Source organism: Mycolicibacterium pulveris (assembly GCF_010725725.1).
GTDB lineage: Bacteria > Actinomycetota > Actinomycetes > Mycobacteriales > Mycobacteriaceae > Mycobacterium > Mycobacterium pulveris.
Genome location: NZ_AP022599.1, coordinates 1,492,959 through 1,519,149 on the forward strand (window position 1 = coordinate 1,492,959; position 26,191 = coordinate 1,519,149).

Consider the following 26,191-nt stretch of genomic DNA (forward strand, 5'->3'; position numbering starts at 1 on the left):
AGGATCGGTTCATGGTCAGAGCGGACGCGGCGTGCGGGGATGCGTCGGTCGTCACCGCCGAGACCCCGTTCCTTCCCGACGACGACGCCTTTCACCGCTCTCCCGACGACAATCCGTTCTGGGCCGAGACCACGTGGTGGTCGTTCAACGTGCCCGAACGCAAGCTCGGCGGGTGGCTGCACGCACAGTTCAACACCAACCGCGGCACGGTGACGTGGCGGGTCTATGTCTGGGACCCCCGCGGCGCGGACCCGGAGCAGTTGCGTTACTTCCGCATGGAAACCGACGTGCCGATGCGGGATCTGGCGCCCGACCTGCGCGACATCGCCATCCCGGGCGGTGGGTTCAGCGTCCGGATGCTGCGTCCGCTGCACGATTACCGCATCGAATACAGCGATCCCGCAGCGGGTTTCGCGGTGCACCTGGACTTCGAAGGGGTGCATCCACCGCGGCGGTTCACCCCGGGTGAGCCGCCCTTCATGGAGCACACCCACCTCGATCAGCTGGGGCACGTGACGGGCGAGCTGGTGCTCTCCGGGGAACGCATCCCCATCGACTGCTACTCGGTGCGGGACCGGTCGTGGGCCCCCCGCGGCGCACCCAAGCGCACGGGTGACAAACCGGCCGCCGCACCGACGAACCGGGTGCGGCATCCCGGCGGACCGCGCTGGCGGGAAATCGAGCGCGAGCGCGGAAGAGGGCGAATTCAGTACATCTTCGGGCACGCCGGCGCCGACGTCGGGTTCCTCGGCTTTGTGCGGGTCGCCGACGGTGACGCCGGGGGGTGGTCACCGCTCAACCACGGCTGGCTGCTGGCCGACGGACACTTCGAGCGGCTGGACAAGTCGGCCAGCGTGATGAAGAACTACCGCGATCCCCGCACCGGCTGGAGCGACCACATGGAGCTTCGGCTCACCGACCTGACCGGCCGCACGCTGGATGTCGAGGGCCACAGCGTCAGCCACATCTGCGAACGCGGAGGCGGCAGCACCGCGCTGATGCGCTGGGAATTGGGCGGCCGCATCGGGTGGGGCGAAGACCAAGACATCTGGCACCCAAAGCATTTCGCAAGGATGCTGGAAGCCCTGCAGGCCGTGCGGTGATCGACTTGGACAGGAGCGACAGGTGACCGGACCATTCGAAGGCGTTCGTGTGGTGGAGGTCGCCTCGTGGACCTTCGTTCCCGGCGCCGGTGCCATCATGGCCGATCTCGGCGCCGATGTGATCAAGGTCGAACCGCCGGACGGGGATCCACAGCGGGCGCTTCGCAACGCCATCAACGCCGACGATTCCAGCCCGAATCCGTTTCTGCACGTGCCTAATCGGGGTAAGCGCAGCATCACCTTGAACCTCACGAGCCAGGCCGGCCACGACACGCTGCTGAAACTCACCAAGAGCGCGGACGTGTTCCTGACCAGCTACCTGCCGAAGGTCCGCACCAAACTCGGCATCGACGTCGACGACCTGCGCGGCGAGCACTCCCGTCTCATCTACGCTCGCGGAACAGGTTGGGGCACTTCGGGTCCGATGGCCGACGCCGGTGGCTTCGACTCGGCTGCGGCCTGGTCGGCCGCCGGCGTGCAGCACAAGCTCACCGAACCCGGCGCCCAATCGCCTGCCGCGCAGCCCGCCGCGTTCTACGACCTGCAGGGCTCGAGCGCGATCGCGGGGGCCGTGGCGATGGCCCTGTACCGGCGGGAGCGAACCGGCGAGGGCGGGGTGGTCGACGTTTCGCTGTTGAACACCGGCATGTGGACGATGAGCCCCGACCTGGCCGCCGCCGCCGCCGGGTCCGGTGAACTGCCGAGGCCCAACCGGTTTGACGCCCCCAACCCGATCGTCAACCTCTACCGCACCGCCGACGATCGGTGGCTGAACCTGGTGTGCCTGCAGGCCGACCGGTTCTGGGGCGAGTTGTGTGAGCTGATCGGCAGGCCGGAGCTGGCCGACGACGAGCGGTTCCACGACGGAGTTTCGCGGTTCGTCAACCGGGAGGCCTGTGTCGCCGAGCTGGACAAGACGTTCGGTGCACGCACGATGGACGAGTGGAAGTCGGTGCTGTCGGGTTTCTCCGGAGTGTGGGCGCCCGCAGCGACTTTCGAGGAAGTGTGTGAGAACCCGCAGGTCGCCGAGAACGGCTACCTGCCCGCCGTCGCGGGCAACGACGGCCGGGAATTCCGGCTGGTGTCACCCCCGTATCAGTTCGACGGTGTCCCAGGAGCACCGGCCGGGCCCGCACCCGAACTCGGGCAGCACACCGAAGAGGTGCTGCTGGAATCCGGTTTGGACTGGGACGAGATCAGCGCGCTGCGCGACAGCGGAGCCCTGGATTGAAGCCATGTCACACGTAGAGGTCGATCACCGTCTCCTTGGCGAGGTCACCCCACAGCATGCTGCGGCCCGCCCGCTCCATGTGCGCGGCCCAATGATCCCTGGCGCCGGCACCGTCGCCGGCCTCGATCAGCGCGACGAGCTTGTTGAACGCCTTGATGGTCTGCTTGTACTGCTTCTCGATTCCGGCGGGGTTGGTCGCCGTGCTCATCACCCGGGTCATGTGGCGCGTCACGACCTCCCGCAGCACCGCCCCGAACAGCCGCAGCGTGTTGTTGCCGGCCCGCTCCATGATCAGGTCGTGGAATCGGAACGTGGCCGCAGTCCACTCCGCGTAATCCGCACCCGCGGTGCCCTCCTCGACCAGGGCCGCCAGCGCGCTCGCCGCCGCCTTGAGGTCGGCGATGTCCTCGGGCGTCGCGCGCCGCGCCACCATCTGTGCCGCTGCCGGTTCGAACACCTTGCGCGCCTCGTAAAGGTCGGTAAGGGTGGTGCCGGACATCTGCAGAAGCAGGCCAAAATTCCTTGCCGCTACGGATGTTTCGGGCGAGCACACCAGCACTCCACCGCGCGAGCCGCGTCGCACAACGATCAGCGACTCGCTTTCCAGAATGCGAAAGGCCTCACGCAACGTGGGACGCGAGACCCCGAACTGTTTGACCAGTTCCACCTCGGTGGGCAGCGCGTCCCCCTCCTTCAGCACACCGCGCACGATGCTGCTGCGCAGATGGTCGGCAATGAGCTCAGCGGTCTTCGGTGCGCGCACCAGCTTGGACTCGCCGTTCCCCCCGCTCGACAGGTCCATCCGATGATCCGTCCTCGCCGGCTCGCACTGTGTGAGGCGAACCCATTGCCCGCCTTCCAATTACCTAACTGATTGTACTCAACCCAGGACCCACAGGAGGATTCTCAATGAGGTTGTCAAGCCGCTGCGGCAGTAGGCGTGGTGGGTTGATAGGTCGTGTGGTCGCGCAGCATTGCCCACAGAACATTGAGACGCCGACGTGCCAGGGCCAGGACGGCTTGGCTGTGGCGTTTGCCTTCGGCGCGTTTGCGGTTGTAATACGTGCGCGAGACGGGGTCGGATCGAATGCTGGACAGCGCCGACAGGTAGCAGGCGCGCAGCAGGCGCCGGTTGTAGCGGCGGGGTCGTTGAAGGTTGCCGCTGATGCGGCCGGAGTCACGCGGTACCGGAGCCAGGCCGGCGACGCCGGCGAGGCGGTCAACGGAGTCGAAGGCACTCATGTCTCCGCCGGTGGCAGCGAGGAATTCGGCGCCGAGCGTGACGCCGAAGCCCGACATGCTCACGATGATTTCGGCGTGGCGGTGGCGGCGAAATCGCTCCTCGATCATCGCATCGGTGTCGCCGATTTCGGTGTCGAGGGCCATCACCTCCTTGGCCAAGCGGGCAACCATGGCCGCAGCGAGTTGTTGTCCGGGTATGACGGTGTGTTGAGCGTGAGCGGCCTGCAGGGCTTTGGCCGCGACGGCGTCGGCGTTGCGGGCCTTGCGTTTACCCAACCAGGCTGCCAGTCGAGCAGCACCGGCTCGTCGCAGCCCATCGGGAGTTTGATAGCCGGTGAGCAGCAGCAACGCGGCCTTGCTGGTGCTGTAGTCGAACGCGCGTTCCAGGGCTGGGAAGTATTCGAGCAGCTGGGCACGCAGTCGGTTGATCGTGCGGGTGCGATCAGCCACCAGATCGGTGCGCCGGCTGGTGAGAATGCGCAGCTCCACTGCGATGTCATCTCCGGGGCGCAGTGGTTGCAGATCGCGGCGCATCCGGGCCTGATCGGCAATGACGGCGGCATCTTTGGCGTCGGTCTTACCCTCCCCGCGGTAGCTGCCCGAGGCGTGGTGCACGGTGCGGCCGGGGATGTAGAGCAGCCGCTGGTCAGCGGCGATCAGCAGCGTGATCAGCAGGGCCGCACCGCCAGCGTTGAGATCGATGGCCCAGGTGACCTCACCGCCGTCAGCCATGGTTGCGACAGTGCTGATCAACTTCAACAGAGTCGCTTCGTCGTTGGCTACCCGCTGCGACAGCAGTCGCTTTCCCTCAGCATCGATGACCACGCAGAAGTGGTCCGATTTCCCAGCATCGATACCCGCCCAAACAGCTTGTGTCACTACCGCCTCCGTGCTCATCACCATTTCCACCAGCCCGGCAGACGACCACGCCGTCGTGTCCTTACACAGCGATCGAATCGCATCTCTCAATTAGCGGTCGAGTCGTCGCGGGACAGCGGGCGGCCAATCCTCCTCGGCCATCAAGGGCTGACCAATGAAAGCCATACCCGCTGTCCCTGGGTGAATCGAAGCCTAACTAAGGCCAGCGGCCCCGAACACCCTCCAAGAAAGGTAAGGATCCGATGACCGCGAGCTCACTGGCCACCCGGAGGTTGTTCATCGACGGCGCGTGGACCGACGGTGTCGGTGAGCAGGCCCTCCAAGTGCTCAACCCCGCGACCGAGGAGATCATCGCCGAGGTGCCCCAGGCCTCACCGGCCGACGTCGACGCCGCCGTGCAGGCCGCCCGCCGCGCCTTCGACGAAGGCCCCTGGCCGTCGATGAGCCCCGCCGAGCGCGGCCGGATCCTGGGTGCGATGGCCGACGAATTGACGCGCAGGCGCGACGAACTCGTCGAGCTGAACATCACCGAGGCCGGATCCACCCGGATGCTTGCCGAGTTCCTCCAGGTCGGCACGCCAATCGACCACTTCGCGGACATGGTCCACCGGGTGCTGCCACAGTTCGCGTTCGAAACACCCACCGCGCCCGTGCTCGGCAACGGCATCGGCCAGGGCGTCATCGTCCGCGAGCCCTACGGGGTGGCCGCCCTCATCACCGCGTTCAACTTCCCGTTCCTGCTCAACCTGGCCAAGATCGGCCCCGCGCTGGCCGCCGGGTGCACGGTGGTGCTCAAGTCGTCGCCGTACACGCCACTGGAAGCCCTGATCCTCGGGGAGATCGCCGAATCCGCCGGGCTGCCACCGGGAACGTTGAACATCGTCACCGGCGACGTCGACGCGGGTGAGGCGCTGACCCGCCATCCCGGCGTCGACATCGTCAGCTTCACCGGGTCCGACGCCGTCGGCCGCAAGGTCTACACCCAGGGCGCGGAGAGCATCAAGAAGGTGGTCCTCGAACTCGGCGGCAAGTCGGCGAACATCATCCTCGACGACGCCGATCTCGACAAGGCGATGGAAAGCGTTCTGGGCGGCTTCATCACGCATGCCGGCCAGGGCTGCGCGCTGCAGACGCGGATCCTCGTGCACCAGTCGTTGCACGACGACCTGGTGGCCCGCATCGTCGGCACGCTGGGCTTCATCTCCGTCGGCGACCCCGCCGACCCCGCCACCATGATGGGGCCGCTGATCCGCGAAGTGCAGCGCCAGCGAGTGGAGGCACTGATCGCCACGGGAGTGGACGAGGGCGCACAGATCGCGTTCGGCGGCAAGCGCCCTGCCCACCTGGACCGCGGATTCTTCGTGGAGCCAACCCTTTTCGTCGGGGTCGACAACGGCATGCGGATCGCCCAGGAGGAATTCTTCGGCCCGGTGGCGGCGGTGATCCCGTTCGCCGACGACGACGAGGCCGTCCGGATCGCCAACGACAGCCGGTACGGTCTCAGCGGCGGTGTCTGGTCGGCGGATCCCCTGCGGGCCGCCGCGGTCGCCCGCCGGCTGCGCACCGGCATGGTCGTCATCAACGGCGGCGGCGGTGGACTCAACCCCGCGGCCCCGTTCGGCGGCTACAAGCACAGCGGGATCGGCCGCGAGTTTGGGGAGTTCGGACTGTCGGAGTACCTGCAGCACAAGGCCCTTCAATGGCCGGTCGGCTGAGCCTTCTGTTCGCCTCGGCGGCGGTCGGTGCGGCGCTGTGCGGATCCGCACCGGCGCATGCCGCGCCGCCGCCCCGGCCACCGGGCTCCCCCGACTACATCGAACGCACCGAGTGGGTGTACCACGGCGAGCGGGCCACCCTGCGGATCTACCCGACGGCCTGGGGATGGGCGGCGGCGGGCATCTTCACCGACGGCGCCCAGAGCTATGACGCGTGGGCCGAGCTGCTCGAGCACGCACCCGACGCCAACACGCTGAGCATGCAGAACCAGTTCATGTGCTACTGGCAGTTGGCGACGTTCACCAACCCGGGCAAGGTCGGCACCTGGAACCTGGAGCCGTGGCGACCGGTCGTGTCGAGCATCATCATGCAAAACTCGGGCTGCAACCCGGGCGGGCCCGACGACGTGCTCAACTGGTGATCGGCACGAACTCGGGGGCGATCAGATCGATGACCGCCGACCACGGGATCGTGATCGTGCGCACCTCGCGGCCGAACTGCCCCTCCGGAAAGTGCATTTCGATGCCCGCGTCGGTCGGAATCCAGAACCGGAAGTTGCGCTCCACCGGCGCCCATCCGGCGTAGTACTCGCCCCAGCCGCCCAACGGTGGCGTCGGATAGGTGGCGGGCAGGATCTCTTTGGTCAGTTCGCCCAGCCGGTTCAGACCGGCCTGCTCGTCGACGAACAAGTTGCCCCACACGATTTGGATTCCGCTGCGCGAGTCGAACACCCGCGTGGCGACCGTGTCGACCGGCATGTTCGGCAGCTCGGCGGCGTGGTACCGGCCGCGCCACAGCTCCGAGATGGTCAGTGGCCGGAACTGCAGCCTGCCCTGGGTGGTGAACGTCCACGGTGAGCTCTTGCTCGCGCTGGCGGCGAACAGCCACACCTGGCCGTCGGCCTCGTCGTCGAGGATCCGGTTGATCGCGTCGGTGACCGCGGGATCACCGCCTGCGAGCTTCTCGTAGTTCACCGTCCACTCGCCGGGCCCCTGCGGGCTGACGCCGGAACGCACATCGGGGACGACGGTGTAGGCCACACCGTTGGACACGGTGTCGGCCAGCGCGGCGGGCGTCGCACCGAGGAACGCGAGCAGCAGGAGGGCGCCGAACATCGCGGCCAGCCGGGTCACGGCAGCACGACGTCGCTGGCCAGCCACCGACCGTCGACCTTGTCCATGGTGATGATGATCCTGTTGCGGTCAAGGCGCGGTTCGGGATTCAGCTTGTTGCTGACCGCCTGATCGAGGAACAGCATGACCTCCACCTTGTCTTTCGTCGCCGACTTGATGCCTGCCGCGATGACCTTCCCGTCGGCCCTGGCCTCGTTGTCGATGAGCACCTGCTTGAGCTGGTTACTCGATTCGCTGTACATCTCCTTGAATTCGCCTGTGGCGCCGTCGAGTACCGCGGCGAAGTTCTCGTCGAGCTTGGCGCCGTCGACGGTGGTCAGGATGATCGCGTACTGCTGGGCGGCGGCCAGGGCCTGCTGGCCGGCGTTGTCGATGGCTTGGCGCTCCGACAGCTTGACGGCCAGCACGGCGCTGGTGGCCAGGGAGGCCACCAGCAGCGCGGCACCGGCCCCGAGCGCCACCGTTCGGCGGGTGGGATGGCGAAGCCATCGCCGCGGCGGGGAATCCGATTGCGGCTGTGCGTCTTCCGATCCGGCGTCGGTTTCGGGGCCGGTTGTCGTGGCTTCGGTGTCCTCGGGGGTGTCGACCGTGGACACGTCCTCGCGAGTAGTCATATCGAGTCCTTTCTGACGGTCGTGGGGTCAGGGACCGCTCGGCGGCGGGGGGAGCGGGAGGAAGGGACCGCCATACGGCGTCGGAATGGTGAACCGGCCGGTCGGAACCGGGTCGGCGCGTTGCAGCGGGTGGGCGCCCGGCGGCGGTCCGGCGGTGTCGTCGCCGGCTGGGCGCGGCGCGTTGCGCGCCCCCCGCACCAGGTACTTGGGGTCGGGATTCGGGCAGTAGGTGTACAGGAACGGTTCCGGGAAGTCGGTCAGCGTCGGCGGTGCCTTCGGCAGGTTGTAATCGCATCCGTAGCGGGAGTACAGGCTTACCGCGCCCCACACTCCCCCGTCGCGGAACGTGCTGCCGACCGCCTCGAGCGCCGAACCCTGGCGGTACTGCGGGAAGAAGAACTCCTGCAGGGCGGGCACCCGCAGATAGACGAGCTGGGACACCGTCGTCAGGTTCCCGAGCAGCTGCACCATGGTCGGTGAGTTGTCGGCGATGACGTCGTCGATCCCGGCGAACGCCTCGGGCCCGCGGTCCAGCAGGGTGCGGTACCCGTCCTGCATGCGTTCGACCCCGGCGAAGATCTGTGCCAGATCGCTCGAGGTCGTCGCCATCCCAGGACTGACGTCACGCACCGTCGACAGCACCACCTTGCTGTTGCGGATGAGGCTGACCGTTTGGGGCAGAACCGAATCCAGGGTCGACACCAGGAACGTGCCGCCGTCGAGAATGGCCGCGAGCTTGTCCGCGCCCTCCGGTCCGACGCGCAGTTCGTCGAGCACGGCGGACAGCCGCGCGGTGTCGATCTGTTCCAGGGTGCCGTCCAGGTCGCCGAGCAGCTTGGCCAGTGTCACCGGGGTTCTCGTTCGGGCGCTGTCGATCTCGGCACCGTCGGTGAGATAGGGGCCGTCGTTGCGGTCGGCGCGGAAGTCGAGATACTGCTCGCCGGCCGGGGACAGCGCCGACACCCGCACTTCGGTATCGGCCGGGATCCGGGTGCCGGGACGGATTTCCGCCACGGCCACCGCGCCGGTGTCGGACAACTCGATGGAGCGTACCCGGCCCACCGGTACCCCGCGCAACGTCACGTCCTGGCCCGGCAGCAGACCACCGGTCTGGTCGAGGTGTACGCGGACGACGGCCTCGGTGCTGACCGGATCGAGCCGCAACGTTCCGAACAGCAGGTAGACCACGCCGAGAACGAACATGGTGGCCAGCGCGACCGCCGAAAGGCCCAGGCGCCGTATCCTGGCCCACCGCAACGCGTTCAGCAGATGCCTCATCCCGCAGGCTCCTCCAGCGATGCCCCTGGCGGGGCCGTGGGCGGTGGCGGCTCCAGTCCAGGCGGTGGCGGGGCGGGCGTGAGCTTGTCCGGCGCGGGCCCGATCAGGTTGGGCGGCGGCACGTTTCCGGGTGGCGGCGTCGGCGCGCCCCAGAACTTGTTGCGGACCATCAACAGTTCGTAGGAGATGCTGCCGACCATGTTGCGGAAGTCCTCCCGGGTGGGGGCGCGGCTTCCCGGGTCGGCCGGGTGATACGGATCGGCGAACGCGCCCACAGCGAGGTCGGCGAGGTCGATCTCGACGCTGGACGCCGTCGAGTTGGTGGTCTTGAGGATGGGCCCGAACATCCGGTTGAAGTTCGCCAGCGAAGCGCCGGGCGCGGTGGACGCCTCGTTGAGGCCCTCGGAGATCCGGTTGAGGTCGGCCATCATGCTTCGTGACTCCTCACCCCGCACCGACGGCATCTTGGCCAGCTGCAGGGTGATTCGATTGACCTGCGTGACGAGGTCGATGATCCGGTCGGTGTTCTCGGCGACGGTCCCCAACGCGGGCCCCGCGGCCTCGATCGCGGCGTCGATGGATCGCTGCCGTTCGGCCATCGTCTCGGCAAGATCACCGGTCTGGCTGAGCGCGGTCTTGATGCGATCCGACCGTGCCGAGAGGCTCTGGATGAGGCGGGTGGACTCGTCGACGAATTGGTTGAGGTCCTCGCCCTTTCCGCCGACCGCGCGGCCCATCCCGTTGACGATCCTGGTCAGGTTGCGGATCGCGCCCCCGTTGACCAGCACCGCCGCGGTGCTCAGCACGTCTTCCACCGAGGCGGCGGACGCGGTGGAGTCCAACGGGAGCGCGGCACCCGGCAGCAGTGGTCGGGTCGCCGCGGACGCCCCGGGTGGCGGAGTCAGCGACACGAAGATGTCGCCGAGCGGGGTGGCCGAACGCAGTTCGGCCTTGGTGCCTTCGGGGATCTGGACGTCGGAGGCGATCCGCATCGTCACCACCGCGGTGTAGTCGCGTGCGGTCATCGACTCGACCTCGCCGACGTCGGCGCCGGACAGCCGAACCTTGGCTTTGGCAGGCAAATTCAGCGCGTTGGCGAACGTCGCGCTGATCTCGTAGGTGTCCTCACCGACCGACGGGGCGGGCAGTGGAATCTGGTCCAGGCCCATCGAGCAGCCCGCCAACACCGTTGACAGGCAGAGCGCGCAAAGCGCGCCCAGAGGTTTCATCCGCTGTGTCATCCCGGCAGACCTGCCAATCCCTCGAGCATGCTGGTGAGTCCGAAATCGGGGCCGAAATCCTGGATGGTTCCCGTGGTGCAACCGAGCTGTTTCATGCCCAGCAGGTTGCACAGCTCCTTGGTCATCTGGCCGTTGAGCTCGACCTTGTCGAGCACGGGATGCGCCCGGATGGCGTCCTTCTCGTGATCGATCATGTTGTAGACGTTGTCCAGCAGCATCGGCGCCACATCGAGTGCCTCTGCCATCTCGCGGCGGTAGTCGGCGATGGCCTTGGTCACGGTCTCCATTCCCGCCGCGGTCGCCTTCAGGTGATCACGGTTGTCGTCGATCAGATCGGCGGTCTGAGTGAGGATCTCGTTCACCTGTGCGCCGGTCGACCCGCTACCGAGCTGCTCGGCGGCCAGCACGGCGCTCAGCTGGCGCACCGAGGTGCCGACGTCACGGATCGTCTGGTCGTTCTCGACCGCCGCTGCGGTCAGCCTGTCGAGGTTGGTGACGATCGTGGTGATCGCGTCGGCGGTCGGCGCGCCCCTGTCCTGGCTCATCTTCAGCGCCGTGGACAGTTCGCCCAGCGCCGAACGGATCTTGGCGCCGTTGCCGTGCGTCATCGCGGCGCTCACCGACAACAGATCCGCGACAGGGCCCGACCCGCGGCCGTCGCCCTGCAGATGCACCGCCAGCTCGTCGATCATCGCCAGTACCCGGTCGAATTCCACCGGCGTCCTGGTCCGGTCCAGTCCGAGCCGGGTGCCGTCGGCGAGCGTGGGGCCGTCGCGGTACGCCGGGGTGAGCTCGACGTGCCGGTCGGTGAGGATGGAGGTGGAGACGGTGACAGCCTGCGCGTCGGCGGGAATCTGGACGCCGGGGTCGACGCGCATGGTCACCTCGACGTAGGCGCCCTTCGGATCGATCTTCTCGACCTTGCCCACCGGCATGCCGAGCACGGATACCGCGTTGCCCTCGTACAGGCCGCTCGCGCTGTCGAACTCGCCGACGATCGTCAGTGCGCGCCCGCCGAGGGGACCGCTCACGCAACCCCCGCACACGAATCCCACCATGACCAGCACGACGATCAGCTTCACGATTGCGCGTGGGGTCATTTGCAGTCCCCGAAGTACGGTGGCAGGTTGAATTGCTTGGCGCGACCGCTGATCGCGCAGATGAACGAGTCGATCATCGACCCCCCGGTGGAGGTGAAGTCGAACTCGTTACCGTTTCCGGTCGCGTTGGCGAAGTTGCGGACAGGCAGCGGCAGCAGCTGAAGCGTGCTGCGCAACAACGCATCGTTGCGGTGGACCGCGCTGAGCATGCCGTCGAGGTTGGCCATCAGTTCGTCGATCCGCTGCCGGTCGTCGACCAGCACCGGGCGCAGCTCGTTCACCAGCTTCGTGGTGGCGTTGATCAGCCGCACCACCAGTTCCCTGCGCGCCGCCAGGTCGCCGAGGACCTCGTGGCTCTGATGGATCAGCAGGCCCAGGCTGTGCTGTTGGTCGCCGAGCAGCTCGGCCACCCGCTCGGTGCTGCGCAGCAGGTCGTAGATCTGATCGCGGCGCGAGGCGATCACCGACGACAGGTGGCCGATGTTGTCGAGCGCCTGCGGAAGCACCTCGGGGGCACCCTGCAACTGCGTCGACAGCGTCGTCATCGACTGCGCGATCTTCTCGGCGTCCACGGCCTCGAACGTGGTGGTGGCGTCCTGCAGAGCGGATTGCAGGTCGTAGGGAACCTCGGTGTTGGCCAGCGGGATTCGCCGATCCGTCAGCGGCTGCGAGCCTGCCGGCTGCACGTCGACGTAACGTGCGCCAAGCAGCGTCGTGAGCTTGATCGAGGCCCTGGTGGCCGAGCCCATCGGCACGTCGTCGTCGATCTCCAGACCGACCGCCACGTGGTCACCGGCCAGCCGCATGCTCTTGACGCGACCGACGTGCACGCCGGCGACCGTCACCTGGTCGCCCACGCTCAAACCGGCCGACTGCGCGAACTCGGCGATGTAGACGTCCCTGCCGAGCCCGAGGCGCCCCAGGCCCAGCGCGCCGCCCAGCGCCAGGCCGAGGACCAGCACCGCGATCAAGCCGAGGCGCAGCTTGCTGTAGGAATCGATGGGTCGGCCGGTCCGAATCTTCGCGTTCGCAGGGTTTCTCATCATCGTCACCGGCACTTCTGGGTGTAGGTCAGCCGATCCTCGGGGGTGCCCTCGCGCACGATCGCGTGGATGAGGCTGTCGATGCGGGGAAACTGCGTGACGGTGAGATTGCATGCGTAAATGTCCAGATACGCCCCGCCCTGGCTGAAGCGGGCCATGCCCTTGAGCATCAGCGGGGTGTTGAACGCCATGTATTCGAAGCCCTGCTTGTCCTCCATGAAGTGCTTGGCGAAGCCGGGTTCGCGGGCCAGCCACTCCCTCAAGTCCGGCTGGACGTCGTCGATGATGTTCGCCAGCCGCTGGCCCACAATCGAGGTCTGATCGATCGAGTCTACGAATTCGGCACGGCGGGCGGCGAATCCATCGAAGACCATCTCCGCGGAGTAGATGGTTGTGCGCAGGGCGTCGTCGCGGTCGGCCAGCGAGGCGACGACGCTGTTCAGATGGGTCAGCACGCCGTCGAGGATCGCGTCGGTGCCGGAATAGGACTCGGCAAGACGGGTGGTCTCGGAGATCATGGTCGCGATCGCGCCGGTGTCGCCCTGCAGGGACCGCACGATCGCGGTGGTGAGGTTGTCGACCTGCGCGGGATTCAGCAGCGCGAACAGCGGTTCGAAGCCGTTGAGCAATTGGGAGATGTCGAAGGACGGCTCGGTGCGTTCGACGGGGATCACCGCACCGGCCGGGAGCACGCGCGGAACGCCGTAGTCGCCGAGGGACAGCCCGAGGTAACGCTGGCCGATGATGTTCTGGTAGATGATGCCGGCCTTGGTGTTTCCGTACAGCACCTGTTCGGACTGCACCCGGAAGTCCACCTTCGCGGTGGTGCCGTCGAGCGCGATGGCGTCGACGCGACCCACCTTGACCCCGGCCATACGCACCTCGTCACCGACCTTGAGCCCCGAGGCATCGGTGAAGATCGCGCTGTAGCTGCGGGTCTCGCCTGCGACGTTGCGCTGCAACGTGACGAACACGGTCCAGATCAGGGCGAGGCAGACGGCGAGGAAGACGGTCAGCCCGAGCAGGGGGCGGCGGTACTTGCTCAGAAACGTTCCGACGGAGGTTTCCGGCGACTTCACGGGCCGTTCACTCCTTCCGGCTGGGCGGGGGCTGGCAGGGGCGCCTCGGCGGGCAGCGGCGCCGGTGCCCCGGGGTCGGGAACGACGTGGATCGTGTTGCCGCGGGCGACCGGGCCGAGCAGCAGCTCTGAGGCGACGTTGGCGTCCGGGCCGAGCAACTCGGCGAGCTGCGCGCGCTCCTCGGGGCTGCCGACCGGGCCCACATTGCCGCCCGGTGGCTGGTAGTTGCGCGGATCCAGCGGGGCGGGTAGCACCGGCGGGTCGGCGGTGAGCGGGGCGTTATGGCAGCTGGGGCCCTCGAGCGCGCCGTAGCGCGGGCAGTCCTGGCGGGTGTACATCTTGTTCGGCGTGAAGACCAACATGAACTTACCGACCGCCATGTTCTTGTCTTCATGCCAGACATGGTCGAAGAACCGGTTGGTGACGTCGTTGATGCGCGTGACGATGGGTGCGAAAGCGCCTGCGCCGTCGGCCATCACACCCATCACCGGGGACAGCTGGGTGGTGATCACGATGATGCGGTCCATGTGGTTCTCGAACGACGTCCCGATCTCCCCGAACGTGGCGTGCCCGGCGGACAGGAAGTGTGCCAGCTGCTGACGCTCTTCGGCCAGTGTGCGCATCGGCACCACCGCGCTGTGCACCGCGTCGAGCAGATCCGGCGAAGTGCGCTGCAGGCCCTGCAGCGCGTCGGAGACCACCGCGAGCGTGGCCTCGGTGCCGTCGTCGGCCATCACCCGGTTGAGTTCGTCGACGATGCGCTTGGCCCCGCCGCCGGCCCGTTCGATCTCGTCGCCGCGACCGCTCGTGGCCTCGGCGACGGCGGCCAGCACGCCAACGGAGTCGGTGGACCCCGGCCTGCCCGCGGCGGCGAGCACCTCGCGCAGCTTGGTCAGCGCCGTCTGGAACTGCACCGTGGCCAGGCTGTCGTCCTGGCGGATCTGCGCGCCGGGCTTCAGTGCGGGTCCGGAGCCGTTGTCCACCAGCTGAATCGACGACACCGCAAACACGTTGCCCGGCACCACCCGGGCGGTCACGGTGGCCGGGATGGCGCGCGCGAAGTGCGGGTCGAGGCTCACCTCGACCCGGTTGTCGCCACCGTCGGCGGCTGGGATCACGCCCTCGACGGTGCCGACCAGCGCGCCGCGGAATTTGACGTCGGAACCCTTCGGCAGGCCGTCGCCGACATTGGTGAGCAGCGCAATGACACCGACGCGACCGGAGAACGCTCCTTCGGACTTGGCGATCGCGGCGGCGGCCAGGAGCAGGGCGCCGAGCAGTACCGCGATCCCGCGCAGCAGCAGCCGGCCCTGCGACACCGGCGCTGAGGCGGATTCGAAGTTCGGCAACATCGTCAGCCACCCAGCCTTGCGCCCGACCCGATGCCCCAAAGCCCGATCGTCAGTAGCAGGTTCGCGATGATCATGACCGAGATGCTTGCCCGCATGGCACGCCCGGCCGCGGTCCCGACCCCTTGGGGCCCGCCCGCGGCGAAGTAACCGTAATAGCACTGAATGGTCGACGTGATGATGACGAAGACAATCGCCTTGCACACCGAGTAGAAGATGTCCGTGCCGGTCAACACCAACCGGAAGTAGTGCTCGAACGACCCCGCCGACAGCCCACCGGCGAAGGTGACGATGGCCTGCACCGTCGCGTAGTTGACCACCAGGCACAGGATGTACAGCGGGATGATCGCCACCACCGACGCCAGCAACCGGGTGGTGATCAGGTACGGAATCGGCCGGATCGCAAGCGATTCCATCGCGTCGATCTCCTCGGAGATGCGCATCGAACCGAGCTGCGCGGTGAATCGGCAGCCCGCCTGCGCGGCGAAGGCCAACGCCGCCATGACGGGGGCCAGTTCGCGCGTCGACACCGTCGACGACAGCAGGCCCGCGGCCGGTTCCATGCCGAGCAGGTGAAGTGCCTCGAGGCCCTCGATGCCCACGATCGCCCCGGCCGTCGCACCGAGCAGGATGATCACCCACGCCGTGCCGCCGCCCACCACGACGGAGCCGTTGCCCCAGGTGACGTCGGACAGGATCGCCAAGAAGCTCTTCCGGTACCGGGCCAGCGTCACCGGAATGCCGGCCACCGCGCGCCAGAAGAACGTCAGCATGTGGCCGAGCCGCGCGCCGAGCCCGGCCACCGACTCCGTGGCCGACACCAGCGGCCGAACACCGCGCGGGTAGTACGGTGCCGCCGCCATCAGAGCGATGCCTTCGGAAACAGCAGGACATACATCTGGGTGAACACGACGTTGGTGATCATCAGCAGCAGAATCGACGCCACCACAGTGGCGTTCACCGAGTTCGCCACCCCGGCGGGGCCGCCTTTGGTGGTCAACCCCTTGTCGCACGCGACGATCGCGACGATCGCCGCGAACACCACCGCCTTGATCAAGGTCAGCACCATGTCGCCGACCGTCGCGAACGACGCGAACGTCATCACGAAACTGCCGGGCGCCCCGGCCTGCGCGAAAGTGTTGAACAGGTAGCCGGCCAGGAACCCGATGAAACAGACCAACCCGGTCAACGCGACACCGACGACCATCGCCGCGGCCAGCCGTGGCACGACCAGCCGGCGGATCACCGAAATCCCCATCACCTCAAGCGCGTCGACCTCGTCGCGGATGGTTCGCGACCCCAGATCCGCGCAGATCGCCGAGCCGACCGCCGCCGCCATCAGCAGCGCGGCGACCAGCGGTGCGCCTTGGCGGATGACGGCCAGGCCGCTGGCGGCGCCGGCCAACGACGTCGCACCGACCTGCCCCGCGAGCAGCGCGAACTGGATCTGCAGCGTCACCCCGATGGGGATGGCGACGCACATGGTCGGCAGCATCGCCGTCGACGCCATGAAGGCGGCCTGCTCGACGAACTCGCCGAGCGGAAAGCGCCATCGCAGGATGTCGAGAATGAGGTACTGCAGGGCCCGCAGGCCGAGGATGCACTGACTGCCAACGGTTTCCAGGGAGGCGATGGGATGCCTCCTGGCGTAGCCCTTCGTCCACTCGGTGATGTCACCGACTGGCGAAGGCATCTGCCCCGAAGTCACCATTGACCCCTCGGATCGCTACCTATTGTTCCTCAACGCCACTGGGGACGCCGGTCGGATGGCGGATCGACCAGTGACCCGAACCGGCGGTTGAAGGACTCGTTCGTGCGCTGCTCCTGTCGATACCGGTCGCCGCTGGACTTCAGCAGTTCGATGCGCTGTTCGAGGCGTCGAATGCGGTCCGTGTCCGGGCTGGCCTGCTGGCGCAGCCCGTCCAGCTCCGCTGTGGCCGCGGCCAGTTCCTCCGACAGCCGCGCGGCGACCTCGCCGAACGTCAGCAGGTCGTAGTCGGCGGTGTCGGGCCGCGGTTCGGTCATCGGCCGTTGCCGAAGCGCAGCAGTTCGCGTGCGTTGAGTTCCACGATGCGGTGGACGTCGTCGTCCGGAACGTCAAGGAGGTTCTCGCTCATCCGTTTACGGCTGTTGGGCCAGTTCGAGTCGGAGTGCGGATAGTCGACCTCGACGAGGATGTTCTCGACACCGATCGCGTCCCGGGAGTTCACGCCGTGCTCGTCGTCGATGAAGCAGCCCCAGAAGTGCTTGCGGAAAAGATCCGACGGCCGATCCTCGCGGCTGATGTTCTGATACCAGCGGTGCCGCTCCCAGGTGTAGTCCAGCCGTTCCAGCAGGTAGGGGATCCAGCCGATGCCGCCCTCGGAAAGCATGAACTTCAGGTTCGGATGTCGTTGCAACACACCGGAGAACACCAGGTCCGCGGTGCTCCACATCAGGTTGGTGGAGAACGTCGCGATCGCCACCGCGAACGGCGCGTTGGGGTCCATGGAGCCGGTGGCGAAGGAGAAGCCGGGCACGTAGCTGCCCGAACCGAAGTGCAGGCACACCGGCATGTCCGCGGCCTCGAGGGCGTCCCACAGCTTCTCCCAGTGCGTCGGGTCGTGGAACGAGGGCAGGCCGAGCGGCACGGGGCTGTCGGGAAATGACACCGCCCTGGTCCCGATCTGGGCCAACCGCTCGACTTCGCGGGCCGCCAACTCCACATCCCAGGTGGGCAGAATTCCCAACGGGATCAACCGATCCGGTGCCGTCGCGCACCACTCGTCGACCTGGAAGTCGTTCCAGGCCCGCACACATTCCAATGCGAGCGTCTTGTCCTTGGCCCGTTGGAACACCCCGCCGCCGAATCCCGGAAACGACGGAAACGCCAGCGCGGCCTCCACGCCGTCGATGTCCATGTCGCGGACCCGCTCGACGGGGTCGTAGCAGCCCGGGATCATCTGGTCGTAGCGCACCGGTTCCATGCCGTACTCCGCGGGCGGCTTGCCGGCGACGGCGTTGAGCCCGATCTGCGGGAACAGCTGGCCTTCGTACTGCCAGACATGGTGTCCCTCAGCCGTTTCGACGATCTGCGGGCCCTCGGCACGAAGCGCTTCTGGAAGCCGGTCCTGCCACACCCGAGGATGTTCGATGACGTGGTCGTCGACCGAGATGATCTTCATCCAGTCTTGCAAAGGCATGGCATCTCCTTCGACTCCGAAACCGGGTCCTTGGGGGTCATCGCGGCAATCCCAGTGCGCGTTCGGCGATCAGGTTGCGGAGCACCTCGTTGGTGCCGCCCGCGATGGTGAAGGCCCGCCCGTAGAGGAAGGCGTCCTGCCACCATCCGTCGTCGTGCACCTGGGCGTCGCCCTCGATACGCACCCCGTCGTGGCCCTGCAACTGCACCCCGTACTCGTGCAGGGCCAGGTTGATCTCGCTGAACAGGATCTTCGACACCGGCGCGTCGGCGACGTCTCCGGTGCCGTGCAGCGCCCTGCTGTCGCCGAACGCCGAAACCAGCGCGTTCACGTGCACGTCGGCGACGAAACCGCCGATCGCCTGGCGCACGTCGTCGCGTTCGAGCGCGGGGCGGCCGTCCCGCCGCACGTCATTCGCGAGGCGCACCAACCGGTTCAGCGCCCCGAACAGCGATGCCCCGCTGCCGGCGCTGGAGCGTTCCAGCGCCAGGCTGGTGGTCGTCACCGCCCAGCCCCCGTTGACCTCGCCGATGACCTGGGTTTCGGGGATCCGCACGCCGTCGAAGAAGACCTCGTTGAAGTCGGCGGTGCCGGTGATCTCGCGCAGCGGGCGCACCGTGACGCCAGGGGTTTTCATGTCCAGCGCGAACGCCGTGATACCCGCGTGCTTGGGCGCGTCGGGATCGGTGCGGGCCAGCAGGTAGCCCCAGTCGGCGTGCTGGCCGTTGGTGGTCCACACCTTCTGCCCGTCGACGACGAAGTGGTCCCCGTCGCGGCGCGCGCGCGTGCGCAGGCCGGCCAGATCGCTGCCGGCGTCGGGCTCGCTGAACAGCTGGCACCAGATGTGCTCGCCGGAGCGGATGCGCGGCAGGAAGTGGTCCTTCTGTGCGGTCGTACCCGAGGCGACGATCGCAGCGCCGGCGAGCAATCCGCCGCCGACCGGACCGGCCGCTCCCGCGCGGATCAGCTCGTCGGCGACAACGGACTCGTGCAGCGGATGCGCGTCTGCCAATCCCCCGTACTCGACCGGCCAGTTCACTCCCAGCAACTGCTCGCTGAAGAGAATCGCGGTCCACTTCCGCAACGCGGGAATTTCGTGGGCCTCAGGCGCCCGAACGCCGGTGCGGCTGTGGCGCGGCGGCGCATACTGGGCGGCTAGATCGCGGACCCGCATGCGCAGCGCATCCAACTCGCGGTCCTGGCCGAGATGCAAGTCGCCTCCGTCCAACCGGTTTAGTGATCAGATTCACCTTAATCAGTATCCTGTATGTTTTGGGGAGTTATTGCAATCCCCTCATTCGCCCCGTCGGCGTCAGCGAAGGAGCACCCGTGGATTTCGAGCTCTCCGACGAGCAGCGCGGCCTCGTGGATTCCACCCGTTCCCTGCTGAGCAGCAAATCGTCGGTCGATCGGGCCAGGGCGCTGATCGACGGGCCGGTCGGGTACGACGCCGAGGTGTGGCGGCTGGGCTCCCAACTCGGCTGGCCGGCGTTGGCGATTCCGGAGGCCGACGGTGGGCTGGGCCAGCAGTCGATCGATTTGGCGCTGGTGGGCGTGGAGCTTGGCCGCGGGTTGGCGGCCACGCCGTTCATTCCCACAGTCGTCGCGGCGGATACCCTGAGCCGGGCCGAAGAGGTGACGAAATCCAAGGTTCTGCAGTCGATTTCGGAAGGCGCACTGATCGCGACGTGGGCGTTCGCCGAGTCGGGCCGGCCGTGGACGCCTGCCGGGCTGCAGACCCGCGCCGAACGGAGCGGTGACGGCTACCGCATCACGGGGTCCAAGGCGTCGGTGCAGGACGCCGATGCCGCACAGGTGCTGCTGGTCGACGCGGTGCTCGACGGCGCGCCCGCCCGTTTCCTGGTGCCCGCGGACGCCGAGAACCTGAGGATCGAGCGGCAGCAGACTCTCGACGTCACCCGCAGATACTGCGATGTCACGTTCGAGGGGGTGTGCGTTCCGGCGGACGGGCTCGTCGCCGCCGGCGACGCAGCGCAGCGGTCGCTGGCCCGCACGCTGCAGCTGCACACCGTGCTGGTGTGCGCGGAGCTTGTCGGCATCGGCGAGCGCCTGTTGGCGATGACCGTCGACTATGTCAAGAACCGCGTCCAATTCGGCCGTCCCGTTGGCAGTTTCCAAGCCGTCAAGCACAAGTGCTCAAACATGCGCATCCGGGTTCAGGCCAGCACGGCGGCCACCTACTACGCCGCGATGGCGCTCGACAGCGGCCGCGCCGACGTCGATCACGCGGTCAGCGTCGCGAAAGCCTATGTGTCCGACGCCGTCAACGAGGTCGCGGGCGAGGCGCTTCAGCTTCACGGCGGGATCGGGTTCACCTGGGAGCACGATCTACATCTCTACCTGCGCCGGGCCCGTGTCAACTCGCTGCTGTCCGGTGACGCCAGCCATCACCGGGAGCGGTTGTGCCGGATGCTCGAGGCCGAGGTGCTGCGCTAACCCGGGCCGAGATCGACGTTTTGGCGGAATCCACTGGCACTTTTCCGCCCAAATGTCCCTTTGGGCGTGAGTGTGCAAACCGCACGTGCGCGCTGGGGAGTGGTCCTACGCTGACGGGCATGGCTGAGAAACGGGTTCCCAAAGTCGTCGTTCTCGGTGGGGGCTCCTGGGGTACCACCGTCGCGTCCATCTGCGCCAGGCGCGGGCCGACCCTGCAATGGGTGCGCTCGGAGGAGACCGCCAAGGACATCAATGACAACCACCGCAACACCAAGTACCTCGGCGACGAGGTCGAACTCCCCGAGTCGTTGAAGGCGACGACGGACTTCTCCGAGGCGGCCAGCTGCGCCGACGTCATCGTGATGGGCGTGCCGTCACACGGCTTTCGCGCGGTGCTGACCGAGCTGGCCAAGGAGCTGCGGCCGTGGGTACCCGTGGTGTCGTTGGTCAAGGGGCTCGAGCAGGGCACGAACTACCGGATGAGCCAGATCGTCGCCGAGGTGCTGCCCGGGCATCCGGCCGGAATCCTGGCCGGGCCGAACATCGCCCGCGAGGTCGCCGAGGGCTACGCCGCCGCCGCGGTGCTCGCGATGCCCGACCAGCAACTCGCCGCGAACCTGGCACAGCTGTTCCGCACCAAGCGGTTTCGCACGTACACCACCGACGATGTGGTCGGCGTGGAGATGGCAGGCGCGCTGAAGAACGTGTACGCGATCGCGGTCGGCATGGGCTATTCGCTTGGGATCGGCGAGAATACCCGCGCGATGGTGATGGCGCGTGCCGTGCGCGAGATGTCGAAGCTGGGCGAGGCGATGGGTGGGCACCGCGACACGTTCGCGGGCCTGGCCGGCATCGGCGACCTCATCGTCACGTGCACGTCGCAGCGCAGCCGCAACCGCCACGTCGGCGAACAGCTGGGTGCAGGCAAGCCGATCGACGAGATCATCGCGTCGATGAACCAAGTCGCCGAGGGCGTCAAGGCCGCCAGCGTGGTCATGGAGTTCTGCAACGACTACGGGCTGTCGATGCCGATCGCGCGGGAGGTCGACGCGGTGGTCAACCACGGCTCGACCGTCGAGCAGGCCTACCGCGGGCTGATGGTCGAAAAGCCGGGCCACGAGGTGCACGGCTCGGGGTTCTGAGCCCGTGCGCGCCGAAGGCTAGTTGAAGAACGGGTTGGTGCCCTCGGGCCGGTCCAGCAGCGGAACGCGGCCGTCGTTGATGATGTAGCTGCCCGCCGGGCTGAGCACGAAACCGGACTGGTTACGGCTGTCCGCGCACGTCGTCACCGAGCCGTCGCTGCCGCAGCTGACCGTCTGGAAGCTGATCCGCGACCCGGCCGGCAGCGGCTTGACGTCGCCGACGAAGCCGAACACCGCGGCGTCGGCGTTGGCGAACCCGGGCACCCCCGGCCCGCCGCTGACGAAGTTCGCGCCGTTGGGCGCGGCGGGAATCGCGCCGCTGCAGCCGTAGCCGCCGGTGCGCTGCAGCACACACGTCAACCCGTCCGGGGTGCGGAACGCATACCAGCTGCCGTCCATCACCGCATAGTCGGAGAGCTTGACCGGGGCGTAGGCGTTGACGTCGGGAGCGGGTGGGGCCGGCGGCGGCGACGGCGGCTGCGCGGCAGCCACTCCGGACCCGCCGAGCAGCGCCGCGGCCGCGCCGAGGGCGCCGATCAGGACTCTGTTCAGCACGTGCACACCCTAAACGGTGCGCTGGGGACTCGCAGCATACCCAGGTCATCGCCGATCGACGGCCGCCCGTTACGTGATTTCGGCGCGCTCATGGCCCCTGACGGTCGATCAGCGCGCCGAAATCGCTCAGTACGGGCCGCCGCGGCCGGCCATCTGCTCGAGCCGGCGGATCCGGTCCTCGATCGGCGGGTGCGTGGAGAACAGCTTGCCGATCTTCTCGCCGGAGCGGAACGGGTTGGCGATCATCAGGTGCGCCTGATCGGCCAGCTTCGGGTCGGGCGGCAGCGGCGCCTGCTCCACACCGGCGCTGATCTTGCGCAGCGCGCTGGCCAACGCCAGCGGGTCACCGGTCAGCTCCGCACCGGACTGGTCGGCCTGGTACTCGCGCGACCGCGACACGGCCAGCCGGATCACCGTCGCCGCGATTGGGCCCAGCAGCGAAACCAGAAGGATCGCAATCGGATTCGCGCCGCCGCTACGGTTGCCGCCGAACATGCTCGCGAAGAAGGCGAGGTTGGCCAGCGCGGTGATCACCGACGCCATCGCGCCTGCCACACACGAGATCAGGATGTCGCGGTTGTAGACGTGCGACAGCTCGTGACCCAGCACCGCGCGCAGCTCGCGTTCGTTGAGGATGCCCAGGATGCCCGTCGTACAGCACACCGCCGCGTTGCGCGGATTGCGGCCCGTCGCGAACGCGTTGGGCGCCGCGGTGTCGCTGATGTAGAGCCGCGGCATCGGTTGCCGCGCGGCGGTCGCCAGCTCGCGCACGATGCGGTACATCACCGGCGCCTGCATCTCGTTGACCGGCTGCGCGTGCATGGCCCGCAACGCCAGCTTGTCGCTGTTGAAGTAGACGTAGACGTTCATGCCGATGGCGAACAGCACGGCCAGGAACATGATGTTGCGGCCGAACATCGCGCCGACGGCGACGATCAGCGCCGAGAACAGCGCCAGCAACAGGAACGTCTTGATCCTGTTCGCGTGCGGGTTCCACGTCATCGCGGATTCCTCCTGCTTGGGGCTCTCGAGTCGAGCTGGAAGCCTTCGCCTGACATAACGCTGCAGCGATCCCCCCGGTTCCGAAACAGCCTCAGCCGTGCCGGTTGACCGTGTAGTGCACCAGCGTGGCCAGCGCGTCGCGGCCGGGGCCGTCGGGCAGGTGGTTGAGCTCGTCGCTGGCCTGTTCGGCGTACTGGACGACGGTCTCTTTGGCCCGCGCCATGCCCGGTGACGTGCGCAGTAACCGCAGCGCCTCGGCCAGGTCGTCGTCGTCGTCGACGGGCCCGGCCAGCAGCTGCCGCAGCCGGTCGGCGTCGGGCCCCGGTTCGCGCAGCGCGTAGAGCACCGGCAGCGTGTGCACGCCTTCGCGCAGATCGGTGCCGGGCACCTTGCCGGACTCCTCGAGGTCGCTGTCGATGTCGATGATGTCGTCGGAGATCTGAAACGCGGTGCCGACGATGCCGCCGAGGCGGGAGAGCCGCTCGATCTGCTCGTCGTCGGCGCCGGAGAACGTGGCCCCGAACCGGCCGGACGCCGCGATCAGGCAGGCGGTCTTCTCGTACACCACCTTGAGGTAGTGGTCGACGGAGTCGACGTTCTCGGCGGCGCCGCGGGTTTCGCGCATCTGGCCGGTGACCAGCTGGGCGAACGTGTCGGCGATCACCCGCACCGCTTCGGGCCCCAACCTGCTGACCAGACGAGACGCGGTGGCGAACAGGTAGTCGCCGGCCAGGATCGCGATGTTGTTGCTCCAGCGGGCGTTGGCGCTCAGCGCACCGCGGCGCATCTGCGCGTCGTCCATCACGTCGTCGTGGTACAGCGTCGCGAGGTGCACGAGCTCGATGACCGCACCGGCGACCGTCACCTGCCACGCGTCGGGTTCGGGGCCCAGCCGCGCCGACAGCACGGTGAACAGCGGACGGAACCGCTTGCCGCCGGCCTGGAACAGGTGCTGCACGGCCTCGGACATCAGCTCGTCGGCTTTGCCCAGCTCAGCGGCCATCAGGTCCTCGATGCGCGCCACCGCGTCGCGAACGTCTCGCGCGAACGCGGGGTCCCCGAAATCCACTCCCGCCACCACGCTCGCTGGTGTCCTCACACAGCCAACATACTGGGAACCATGGATTCGCGAGCCGACGTGGTGGTGGTGGGTGCCGGACCCGCTGGATCGGCGGCCGCCGCATGGGCGTGCCGCGCCGGCCGCGATGTGCTGGTGATCGACTCCGCGCAGTTCCCCCGGGACAAGGCCTGCGGCGACGGCCTGACCCCGCGCGCCGTGCAGGAAATGGAGCGGCTGGGGCTGGGTACCTGGCTGGACGGGCGGGTTCGTCACCGCGGGTTGCGGATGTCGGGGTTCGGCGCCGACGTCGAAATCGAGTGGCCGGGACCGTCGTTCCCGGCGACCTCCAGCGCGGTCCCGCGCACCGAGCTCGACGACCGCATCCGCATGGTCGCCGTCGACGAGGGCGCCAAGATGATGTTGGGCGTGAAAGCCGTTGGCGTGCAGCATGACTCGACGGGCCGGGTGATGACGCTGGAGCTGGACAACGGGGCCTCGATCGGGTGCTCCGAGTTGATCGTCGCCGACGGCGCACGATCGACGCTGGGGCGCGTGCTGGGCCGGCAGTGGCACAAGGAAACCGTGTACGGCGTGGCGGTGCGCGGTTACATCGCCACGCCGCGGGCGGGCGAGCCGTGGATCACGTCGCATCTGGAGTTGCGCTCCCCCGAAGGTGAGGTGCTGCCCGGCTACGGCTGGATCTTCCCGCTGGGCAACGGCGAGGTGAACATCGGCGTCGGCGCGCTGGCGACGTCGCGGCGGCCGGCCGACACGGCGCTGCGGCCGCTGATGTCCTACTACGCGGGGCTGCGCCGCGACGAGTGGGGCTTCTCCGGTGCGCCGCGGGCCGCGTTGTCGGCGCTGTTGCCGATGGGCGGGGCGGTGTCGGGGGTGGCCGGGCCGAACTGGATGCTGATCGGCGACGCGGCGGCCTGCGTCAACCCGCTGAACGGCGAGGGCATCGACTACGGGATGGAGACCGGCCGGCTGGCGGCCGAGCTGCTGGGCTCCGGTGACTTGTCGGCGGCATGGCCGGCGGTGCTTTCGGCGCACTATGCGCGCGGGTTCTCGGTGGCGCGCCGGCTGGCGCTGTTGTTGACGATTCCGCGCTTCCTGCCGCTGGCGGGGCCGGTGGCGATGCGGTCGGACTTCTTGATGACGATCGCGGTGCGGGTGATGGGCAATTTCGTCACCGAGGAGGACGCCGACTGGGTGGCCCGGCTGTGGCGGGTGGCGGGGAAGGCATCGCGGCGCATCGACGAACGTCCGCCGTTCACCTGATGAGCACACCCGCGGTCTACCGCGCGCCGATGCGTTCCCGCAGCGACGATTTCGATCCGGCGGCGACGATCGAGCGCGCGCTGGCGCTGGGGCTGGTGGGCTTTGGTGAAGCCGGTGCCGATGAGCGGCTGCAGCGTCGGGTGGACCGGTTCGCCGACGTCGACGACGGCTCGTTCGTGTGGACACGCGACGCCGCGGGCCTGTACTGGCTGGGCCGCATCGACGGGCCGTACTTCTACGACGATGCCGGAGCGGCGGTGGATCTGGTGCATGTCCGCCCCTGCCGGTGGCTGGGGCGCCCGCTCACCGAATCCGCGGTGCCCGCCGCCGTCGTCGCCACCTTCGGCCGGGGCGGGCGCAACTTCCAGCAGACCCACGACCCCGGCGTCGGCCCGCAGACGCAACGGGCTTGGGACGCAGGCATTGTCGAGTCTGGCTAACTGTAAGCCCTGCTAGCTGAACTGTTCACGGGCACGCGCCGGGATTATCCTTTGGCGTAGCGGC

At 67.9% G+C, this 26,191-nt stretch carries 26 protein-coding genes; 8 read left to right on the forward strand and 18 right to left on the reverse strand.

Features of this window, described 5'->3' with window-relative positions; translation table 11 throughout:
* Positions 1-11 precede the first annotated feature (11 nt).
* Positions 12-1,103 carry a DUF7064 domain-containing protein gene (locus tag G6N28_RS07320; protein WP_163898771.1) on the forward strand — a complete coding sequence of 364 codons (1,092 nt, stop codon included), beginning with the start codon at positions 12-14 and terminating at the stop codon, positions 1,101-1,103.
* Between the two features lie 22 nt (positions 1,104-1,125).
* Positions 1,126-2,334 carry a CaiB/BaiF CoA transferase family protein gene (locus tag G6N28_RS07325; RefSeq protein ID WP_163898774.1) on the forward strand — a complete coding sequence of 403 codons (1,209 nt, stop codon included), beginning with the start codon at positions 1,126-1,128 and terminating at the stop codon, positions 2,332-2,334.
* Between the two features lie 7 nt (positions 2,335-2,341).
* Here G6N28_RS07325 and G6N28_RS07330 read toward each other — a convergent pair whose 3' ends face one another.
* Both G6N28_RS07330 and G6N28_RS07335 read right to left on the reverse strand, forming a co-directional pair.
* Positions 2,342-3,136 carry a FadR/GntR family transcriptional regulator gene (locus G6N28_RS07330; protein WP_163898777.1) on the reverse strand — a complete coding sequence of 265 codons (795 nt, stop codon included), beginning with the start codon at positions 3,134-3,136 and terminating at the stop codon, positions 2,342-2,344.
* A gap of 116 nt (positions 3,137-3,252) precedes the next feature.
* Positions 3,253-4,473 (reverse strand): IS110 family RNA-guided transposase, encoded by a 1,221-nt coding sequence (locus G6N28_RS07335; protein WP_179962008.1) that lies wholly within the window; start codon positions 4,471-4,473, stop codon positions 3,253-3,255.
* A 224-nt stretch (positions 4,474-4,697) separates the two neighbouring features.
* Here G6N28_RS07335 and G6N28_RS07340 point away from each other — a divergent pair, with 224 nt between their 5' ends.
* Both G6N28_RS07340 and G6N28_RS07345 read left to right on the forward strand, forming a co-directional pair.
* Positions 4,698-6,170: an aldehyde dehydrogenase family protein gene (locus tag G6N28_RS07340; RefSeq protein WP_163898780.1), complete on the forward strand. Its 1,473-nt coding sequence runs from the start codon at positions 4,698-4,700 to the stop codon at positions 6,168-6,170.
* Positions 6,155-6,592, forward strand: coding sequence for a DUF2599 domain-containing protein (locus G6N28_RS07345; protein ID WP_163898783.1), 438 nt, complete (start codon positions 6,155-6,157; stop codon positions 6,590-6,592). Before G6N28_RS07340 ends, G6N28_RS07345 begins: the two co-directional genes overlap by 16 nt.
* On the opposite strand, the gene G6N28_RS07350 is transcribed toward G6N28_RS07345, so the two are convergent.
* The 13 genes from G6N28_RS07350 to G6N28_RS07410 are packed head-to-tail and all read right to left on the reverse strand — an operon-like array spanning position 6,582 to position 19,403.
* Positions 6,582-7,331 carry a DUF3298 domain-containing protein gene (locus tag G6N28_RS07350; protein WP_235674498.1) on the reverse strand — a complete coding sequence of 250 codons (750 nt, stop codon included), beginning with the start codon at positions 7,329-7,331 and terminating at the stop codon, positions 6,582-6,584. The genes G6N28_RS07345 and G6N28_RS07350 overlap by 11 nt on opposite strands.
* Entirely contained in the window at positions 7,301-7,918 is a 618-nt protein-coding gene (locus G6N28_RS07355; RefSeq protein ID WP_179962034.1) for an Rv1363c family protein, read from the reverse strand. The genes G6N28_RS07350 and G6N28_RS07355 overlap by 31 nt, the downstream gene beginning before the upstream one ends.
* A gap of 27 nt (positions 7,919-7,945) precedes the next feature.
* Entirely contained in the window at positions 7,946-9,196 is a 1,251-nt protein-coding gene (locus G6N28_RS07360) for an MlaD family protein (protein ID WP_163898786.1), read from the reverse strand.
* Positions 9,193-10,437 (reverse strand): MlaD family protein, encoded by a 1,245-nt coding sequence (locus tag G6N28_RS07365; RefSeq protein ID WP_163898789.1) that lies wholly within the window; start codon positions 10,435-10,437, stop codon positions 9,193-9,195. The genes G6N28_RS07360 and G6N28_RS07365 overlap by 4 nt, the downstream gene beginning before the upstream one ends.
* Positions 10,434-11,537 (reverse strand): MCE family protein, encoded by a 1,104-nt coding sequence (locus G6N28_RS07370; RefSeq protein ID WP_163898792.1) that lies wholly within the window; start codon positions 11,535-11,537, stop codon positions 10,434-10,436. Before G6N28_RS07370 ends, G6N28_RS07365 begins: the two co-directional genes overlap by 4 nt.
* On the reverse strand, positions 11,534-12,580 hold the full coding sequence (locus G6N28_RS07375; protein WP_163898795.1) for an MCE family protein: 1,047 nt from the start codon (positions 12,578-12,580) through the stop codon (positions 11,534-11,536). Before G6N28_RS07375 ends, G6N28_RS07370 begins: the two co-directional genes overlap by 4 nt.
* 5 nt (positions 12,581-12,585) lie before the next feature.
* The gene (locus G6N28_RS07380; RefSeq protein WP_163898798.1) at positions 12,586-13,659 is read right to left on the reverse strand and encodes an MlaD family protein; all 1,074 of its coding nucleotides are present in this window, start codon (positions 13,657-13,659) and stop codon (positions 12,586-12,588) included.
* Positions 13,656-15,011 carry an MlaD family protein gene (locus G6N28_RS07385; protein WP_163898801.1) on the reverse strand — a complete coding sequence of 452 codons (1,356 nt, stop codon included), beginning with the start codon at positions 15,009-15,011 and terminating at the stop codon, positions 13,656-13,658. The genes G6N28_RS07380 and G6N28_RS07385 overlap by 4 nt, the downstream gene beginning before the upstream one ends.
* A gap of 2 nt (positions 15,012-15,013) precedes the next feature.
* Positions 15,014-15,871, reverse strand: coding sequence for an ABC transporter permease (locus G6N28_RS07390; protein ID WP_163898805.1), 858 nt, complete (start codon positions 15,869-15,871; stop codon positions 15,014-15,016).
* Entirely contained in the window at positions 15,871-16,701 is an 831-nt protein-coding gene (locus tag G6N28_RS07395; protein ID WP_163898808.1) for an MlaE family ABC transporter permease, read from the reverse strand. Before G6N28_RS07395 ends, G6N28_RS07390 begins: the two co-directional genes overlap by 1 nt.
* Before the next feature lie 47 nt (positions 16,702-16,748).
* A complete protein-coding gene (locus G6N28_RS07400; protein ID WP_163898811.1) occupies positions 16,749-17,033 on the reverse strand; it encodes a hypothetical protein in 285 nt (94 codons plus the stop codon).
* The gene (locus tag G6N28_RS07405) at positions 17,030-18,190 is read right to left on the reverse strand and encodes an amidohydrolase family protein (RefSeq protein ID WP_163898814.1); all 1,161 of its coding nucleotides are present in this window, start codon (positions 18,188-18,190) and stop codon (positions 17,030-17,032) included. Before G6N28_RS07405 ends, G6N28_RS07400 begins: the two co-directional genes overlap by 4 nt.
* Before the next feature lie 37 nt (positions 18,191-18,227).
* Positions 18,228-19,403: an acyl-CoA dehydrogenase family protein gene (locus G6N28_RS07410; protein ID WP_163898818.1), complete on the reverse strand. Its 1,176-nt coding sequence runs from the start codon at positions 19,401-19,403 to the stop codon at positions 18,228-18,230.
* Positions 19,404-19,519: 116 nt separating this feature from the next.
* Between G6N28_RS07410 and G6N28_RS07415 the strand changes: the two genes are divergently transcribed.
* Both G6N28_RS07415 and G6N28_RS07420 read left to right on the forward strand, forming a co-directional pair.
* Positions 19,520-20,647 carry an acyl-CoA dehydrogenase family protein gene (locus tag G6N28_RS07415; RefSeq protein ID WP_163898821.1) on the forward strand — a complete coding sequence of 376 codons (1,128 nt, stop codon included), beginning with the start codon at positions 19,520-19,522 and terminating at the stop codon, positions 20,645-20,647.
* 119 nt (positions 20,648-20,766) lie between these two features.
* On the forward strand, positions 20,767-21,789 hold the full coding sequence (locus tag G6N28_RS07420) for an NAD(P)H-dependent glycerol-3-phosphate dehydrogenase (protein ID WP_163898824.1): 1,023 nt from the start codon (positions 20,767-20,769) through the stop codon (positions 21,787-21,789).
* Positions 21,790-21,807: 18 nt separating this feature from the next.
* Here the strand turns inward: G6N28_RS07420 and G6N28_RS07425 are convergent, their stop codons facing one another.
* From G6N28_RS07425 to grcC1, 3 genes are all read right to left on the reverse strand, one after another.
* The gene (locus tag G6N28_RS07425; RefSeq protein ID WP_235674499.1) at positions 21,808-22,344 is read right to left on the reverse strand and encodes a hypothetical protein; all 537 of its coding nucleotides are present in this window, start codon (positions 22,342-22,344) and stop codon (positions 21,808-21,810) included.
* A 126-nt stretch (positions 22,345-22,470) separates the two neighbouring features.
* Entirely contained in the window at positions 22,471-23,346 is an 876-nt protein-coding gene (htpX, locus tag G6N28_RS07430; protein ID WP_163898829.1) for a zinc metalloprotease HtpX, read from the reverse strand.
* 91 nt (positions 23,347-23,437) lie between these two features.
* Positions 23,438-24,445: a nonaprenyl/(2E,6E)-farnesyl/geranylgeranyl diphosphat synthase gene (gene grcC1, locus G6N28_RS07435; RefSeq protein WP_179962035.1), complete on the reverse strand. Its 1,008-nt coding sequence runs from the start codon at positions 24,443-24,445 to the stop codon at positions 23,438-23,440.
* A gap of 21 nt (positions 24,446-24,466) precedes the next feature.
* Here grcC1 and menJ point away from each other — a divergent pair, with 21 nt between their 5' ends.
* Entirely contained in the window at positions 24,467-25,687 is a 1,221-nt protein-coding gene (gene menJ / locus G6N28_RS07440; RefSeq protein ID WP_163898832.1) for a menaquinone reductase MenJ, read from the forward strand.
* Positions 25,687-26,127, forward strand: a complete 441-nt coding sequence (locus G6N28_RS07445; protein ID WP_163898836.1) for a GAF domain-containing protein — start codon at positions 25,687-25,689, stop codon at positions 26,125-26,127. Before menJ ends, G6N28_RS07445 begins: the two co-directional genes overlap by 1 nt.
* The last annotated feature ends 64 nt before the right edge of the window (positions 26,128-26,191 follow it).